The 4,823-nt window shown below is 56.4% G+C and carries 5 protein-coding genes; 3 read left to right on the forward strand and 2 right to left on the reverse strand.

The features are described from left to right. The 3 genes from ABYV89_RS14560 to ABYV89_RS14570 all read left to right on the forward strand — a co-directional run. On the forward strand, positions 1-2,520 hold a 2,520-nt coding region (locus tag ABYV89_RS14560), incomplete at its 5' end, for a SpoIIE family protein phosphatase (RefSeq protein WP_432823661.1). A gap of 194 nt (positions 2,521-2,714) precedes the next feature. Then, positions 2,715-3,050, forward strand: a complete 336-nt coding sequence (locus ABYV89_RS14565) for an STAS domain-containing protein (RefSeq protein ID WP_432823662.1) — start codon at positions 2,715-2,717, stop codon at positions 3,048-3,050. Positions 3,051-3,127: 77 nt separating this feature from the next. Next, positions 3,128-3,550 (forward strand): ATP-binding protein, encoded by a 423-nt coding sequence (locus ABYV89_RS14570; RefSeq protein WP_432823663.1) that lies wholly within the window; start codon positions 3,128-3,130, stop codon positions 3,548-3,550. Positions 3,551-3,618: 68 nt separating this feature from the next. Here the strand turns inward: ABYV89_RS14570 and ABYV89_RS14575 are convergent, their stop codons facing one another. Then, a complete protein-coding gene (locus ABYV89_RS14575) occupies positions 3,619-4,245 on the reverse strand; it encodes an HAD family hydrolase (RefSeq protein ID WP_432823664.1) in 627 nt (208 codons plus the stop codon). Beyond that, on the reverse strand, positions 4,242-4,823 hold a 582-nt coding region (gene lgt, locus ABYV89_RS14580), incomplete at its 5' end, for a prolipoprotein diacylglyceryl transferase (protein ID WP_432823665.1). The genes ABYV89_RS14575 and lgt, both read right to left, overlap by 4 nt.

The following is a 4,823-nucleotide window of genomic DNA, read 5'->3' on the forward strand; positions in this document are numbered from 1 at the left end:
ATTTTCGACCGATTCATCGCCGAATTTCCTGAACGCAAGCACCTCTTCATGCTCGACACCGAGAACATTTCCTATTCCATGTGGTTCACGCTGATCTTTATTTCGATGATGGCGTTCATGTTCCTGCCTCGCCAGTTTCACATCATGGTCATCGAAAATTCGAACGAGGACCACATCAAAAGCGCCATGTGGCGTTTCCCGGCCTACATGTTCCTGATGAACCTGTTCGTCATCCCCATCGCCCTGGGCGGCTTGATCCTGAACGGCGGAGACGTCTCGCACGCCGACTATTTCGTCATGGAAATCCCCCACCGCGCCGGGCATCCCTGGCTTTCCCTGCTGGTTTTCATCGGCGGTTTCTCGGCTTCTGCAGGAATGGTCATGGTTTCGTCGGTCGCCCTGTCGACCATGATTCTCAACCACCTGATCATGCCCTTTATCCTCAGATTTAAAATCCGCACGTCGGATATTTCGGACATCCTGATCCACCTGAAACGGATCGGCATCATCGCGGTCATCTTTCTCGGTTACTTTTTCTACCTGGTCATCGGCGATTCCTACGCCCTGGTCAATATCGGGCTGATCTCGTTTCTGGCGGCCACCCAGTTCGCCCCGGCCGTGATCGGCGGGCTCTACTGGAAAAGGGCAACCCTGCGGGGGGCCACCACCGGGCTGGTGTTCGGCTTCATCATCTGGTTCTACACCCTGTTGGTCCCTTCGTTTGTCCGGTCGGGCTGGCTTGATTCGACCATCATTGATCGGGGCCTGTACGGATTCGATTTTCTGCGACCGCTGGCCCTGTTCGGTTTTGACGGGTTCGACATGTGGACCCACGCCCTGTTCTGGACCATGTTTTTCAACCTCGGGGCTTTTTTGGCCATCTCCCTCTTCAGCCGCCCCGGCGAGAGCGAGATGGAACAGGCCGTCAAGTTCGTCGACGCCCTGCAACCGAAGACGGAACCCCAGCAACGCAAGCGCATCAGCAAGGCCCCGACGATAGTCGAGTTCGTCGACCTGATGTCCAAGTTCATCGGAGAAAAACAGGCCCACACCGCTATTACTGAATATATCGGCGACCGCGAAATCGATGAAAAGGGGAGCCTTTCCGAGTATGACATCCCCAACCTGAAACGGTTCACAGAACGGACGCTGGCCGGATCGGTCGGAGCAGCGCCTGCCCGCATCATCATCGAGAACTACCTTGAAACCCGGGGCAGCCGAATGGAAGACGTCTTCGACATTTTCGGCACCGTCACCCTCAGTCGAACCGCCAGCCGGGAGCAACTCAGCGTCCTTTACGAAGCGGCCCAGGTCGCCGCCAGCAGTTCAGACGTCCAGACCATTTTCGACAACATCCTTGAACTGCTGCAGCAGCAGTTCAAATTCGACCTTTGCGTCATCCGCCTGCTCGATGAGAGCAAGATGACCCTGACGGTTCGCAGCCAGCAGGGAATGAGCTCGGAGCACCTGGGCGAATCCGAACGGGACCTCAATACGGACACCTATATCGGTACGACTTTCCTGACCAACTCGGTCACCGTGGTCAACGATACCGATTTCCTCGAAAAACCGGTCACCGCGCAGGTCATTCACCGCGAAGGGATCCTGTCCTTCGCCCACGCCCCGATTACCATCGAGGGGCAGCCGATCGGGGTCCTTTCGGCCTTCAGCAAATCGGCCAAAGGGATATTCACCAGCGAATTCACCGAACTTTTTAAAAGCCTGGCCGGGCAGGTCGGGGTAGCCTGGCGCAACGCCTGCCAGACGGAAGAACTTATTTCCGCCAAGGAACATGAGCGGGAAATGCAGATTGCCAAAGCTATCCAGCTGAGCCTGCTGCCCAGGGCCATCCCCGACATCCAGGGCATCAGCCTGGCCGGGATCTGTGTCCCGGCCCGCCAGGTGGGAGGTGATTACTACGATTTCCTGCCCCAGGGCGAAGACACCCTCGACCTGGTGATTGCCGATGTGTCCGGGCACAACATCGGTGCCGCCCTGATGATGGCGGAAACCCGAACATTCATCCAGGCCAAGGCTCAAAGCCTGCCGAGCGCCAGTTCCGTGATGAGTTCCCTCAACGAATTCTTCTATCAGGACCTGACCAACGCCGAACTCTTCATCACCATGTTTTATCTCAAGTACCACGCGGCGACGCGCCAGATTTCCTATGCCAGCGCCGGCCACAACCCGCCGCTGATCTGGCGGTGCGGCACCAAGGCCTGTGAGCGCCTCGATGCCGAAGGCTTGATCCTGGGGATAAAAACCGATGTCACCTTTGAAGAAAAACAGGTCAAGTTGCAGTCCGGCGACATCCTGCTCCTCTACACAGACGGCATCACCGAGGCGGAAAACCGTGAAGGCGGATTTTTCGGCGAGGAGCGCCTCTGCGCTATCCTGAATGAAAACAACCACCTGCCACCGCAGGAAATTATCAACACCCTGCTCGACCAGGTTCGCATTTTTTCCGGACAGCAGAATTTCAAGGACGATGTTTCCCTGGTGGTCATGAAAATAGAGTAGCAAGCAGCTCCAGAGCACAGAATCATGGCGCGGGGCTGTGGAACATGTTAAAATATCTCTATTTAAAGAACCGTCACACAAAAGACGGTTGGCGTTTCAGCGGCGCCGGACCTTGCGGCACGCCAATGAGGCCGCTGTTCCAATCCATTTGCGCGAGTAACCGTTATTGATCAATATCCTGGGAGGTACGTGAAATGATCCTTAAAATTGAAGAAAAGGGAGCGGCCGTTCTCATTGAAGTCAAGGAAGAGCGCCTGGATGCCCACAACAGCGGCGAATTAAAAACCCAGATGCTGGCCCTGTTTGAGGAGGGGAAAAACGATATCATCGTCGACCTGCACGATGTGCGCTTCGTCGATTCTTCAGGCCTGGGCGCGCTGGTTTCCGGCTTCAAGAATGCCAGTGCCCGCAACGGCAACCTTAAACTCTGCGGACTGCAGCCCCAGGTCAAATCGATGTTCGAGCTGACCAGGCTGCACCGGGTGTTTGAAATATTTCCCGATTCGGCAGAAGCGCTGGCCAGTTTCTGAGCAACTGGTTGTGCAAGGGGCAGGGTCAGTAGCCGCCTGCCCCCTGCACAACCGGACCTCTCGCAATTGAGGGATTTATGAACGAAAAAATCGAGGTGGACATCAAAGTCCCGAACCAGACTCGCTACCTGGGGCTGATCGGTAAAATCGGCGAAGACATCGCGCGGACCCTGAAAAAATACAAAGGCGACCGCGAAGAACTCGCGTATCACCTCAACCTGGTGTTGACCGAAGCCATGGCCAATGCCATCCGGCATGCCAATGAAGGAGACCCGGAAAAGGAAGTCCACATCAGCATCACCATCCTGGACCGTATTCTCAACATCAAGGTGTATGACCAGGGACAGGGCTTTGACGTCAACTCACTCCCCGCCCCCAACTTCAGGAACCTGGACGAGCACGGGCGCGGCATCTATATTATCCGCACCCTGATGGATCGCGTCACTTACCAGAAGCACACCCATGGGCATGTCCTGGAGATGGAAAAATCCCTGAGCTGACCCCCGTCCGACCAGTGCCCTCCCCCTCCCCGCCGCAACAGTAACAGGGACGCCGGATCCAGCCCCGTTCAATCCTGACCCAGAACCAATCCTAGCAACTGAGCATGCTCATGCAGTTCGATATCGGCCCCAAGACTGTTTTTGTATGAGGCAAAGCAGACGCCGGCAGCGGCGGCGGCATCCCGGTCCAGCTCGGAATCGCCAATGAACAGCAACTCTTCAGGGGCATGGCCCAACTGCTCGGCGGCCAAGACCAGCATGTCAGGGTAAGGCTTCGGCCGTGCGACATCACGGCTGGTGACGACGACCTTGAAGTAGTTCGCCAGATTGAAATGGCTGAGAATTTCCGGCATGCTGACGCCGCGGTTGGTGGCCACGGCCAAAGGCAACACCCGCGCCAGGACGGCCAGGGTTTCGACCATCCCTGGTTCAGGATTCATGTACGGAATAAATTGCCGATAATCGACCGTAGCAGCAAAAGAGAGGGCGGCTTCAACCCGCTCGGGCCCGAGCAGGAGTTCAAAAACTCTTGGGCTTGCCGCCGTATGACAGAGGTGGGCCCGTTCCGTCTGTTCGGGCAGAACCGGAGGTTCGCCGAAGTGCTGCTGCACCCGGTTGTAATAGGCAAGATTTGCTTGACGGCTTTCAAACAGCACACCATCGCAATCGTAAATTACAGCTCTGAACCGACTCATACCCGCCTTCCCTTGCCGTGGCAAAAAAACAAACCGCCAAGTCCGATCAGAACCATCGGCATCGACAGCAGTTGCCCCATTGTCGCCCCCCCCCAGAGAAATCCCAGATGGACATCGGGCTGGCGAAAAAACTCGATGCAAAAGCGAATTACGCCGTAACCGAGGAAGAAGGAAAAAAACACGACCCCCTCGGCGGGTTTGCGTCGATGCAAAAAGTACAACAGCAGAAACAGGACCGGGCCCTCGAAAAAGGCTTCGTAAAGCTGGCTTGGATGCCGCGGCTCAAGCCCTGCACCAGGAAATATCAGCCCCCAGGAACTGTCGGTCACGCGCCCCCAGAGTTCGCCGTTGATAAAATTTCCCAGACGTCCGAGGCCCAGCCCAACCGTCGCGGCAGCCGTCAGGATATCCCCGACCAACAGGACAGGCAGTTTGTTCCGGATGCAGAAAACAAGGGTGGAAACCACCACCCCGATCAGCCCGCCGTGAAAACTCATCCCCCCTTCCCAAACGGCAAAGACTTCCAGGGGGTGACTGGAATAATAGGAGAAATTATAAAACAGGGTGTACCCCAGGCG

The sequence above is a fragment of the Trichloromonas sp. genome, assembly GCF_041583255.1.
Classification (GTDB): Bacteria; Desulfobacterota; Desulfuromonadia; order Desulfuromonadales; family Trichloromonadaceae; genus Trichloromonas.

Coding starts and splice junctions, on each gene's coding strand:
- ABYV89_RS14575 (WP_432823664.1), bottom strand. CDS start 4,245: ATGAGTCGGTTCAGAGCTGTAATTTACGATTGCGATGGTGTGCTGTTT.
- ABYV89_RS14570 (WP_432823663.1), top strand. CDS start 3,128: ATGAACGAAAAAATCGAGGTGGACATCAAAGTCCCGAACCAGACTCGC.
- ABYV89_RS14565 (WP_432823662.1), top strand. CDS start 2,715: ATGATCCTTAAAATTGAAGAAAAGGGAGCGGCCGTTCTCATTGAAGTC.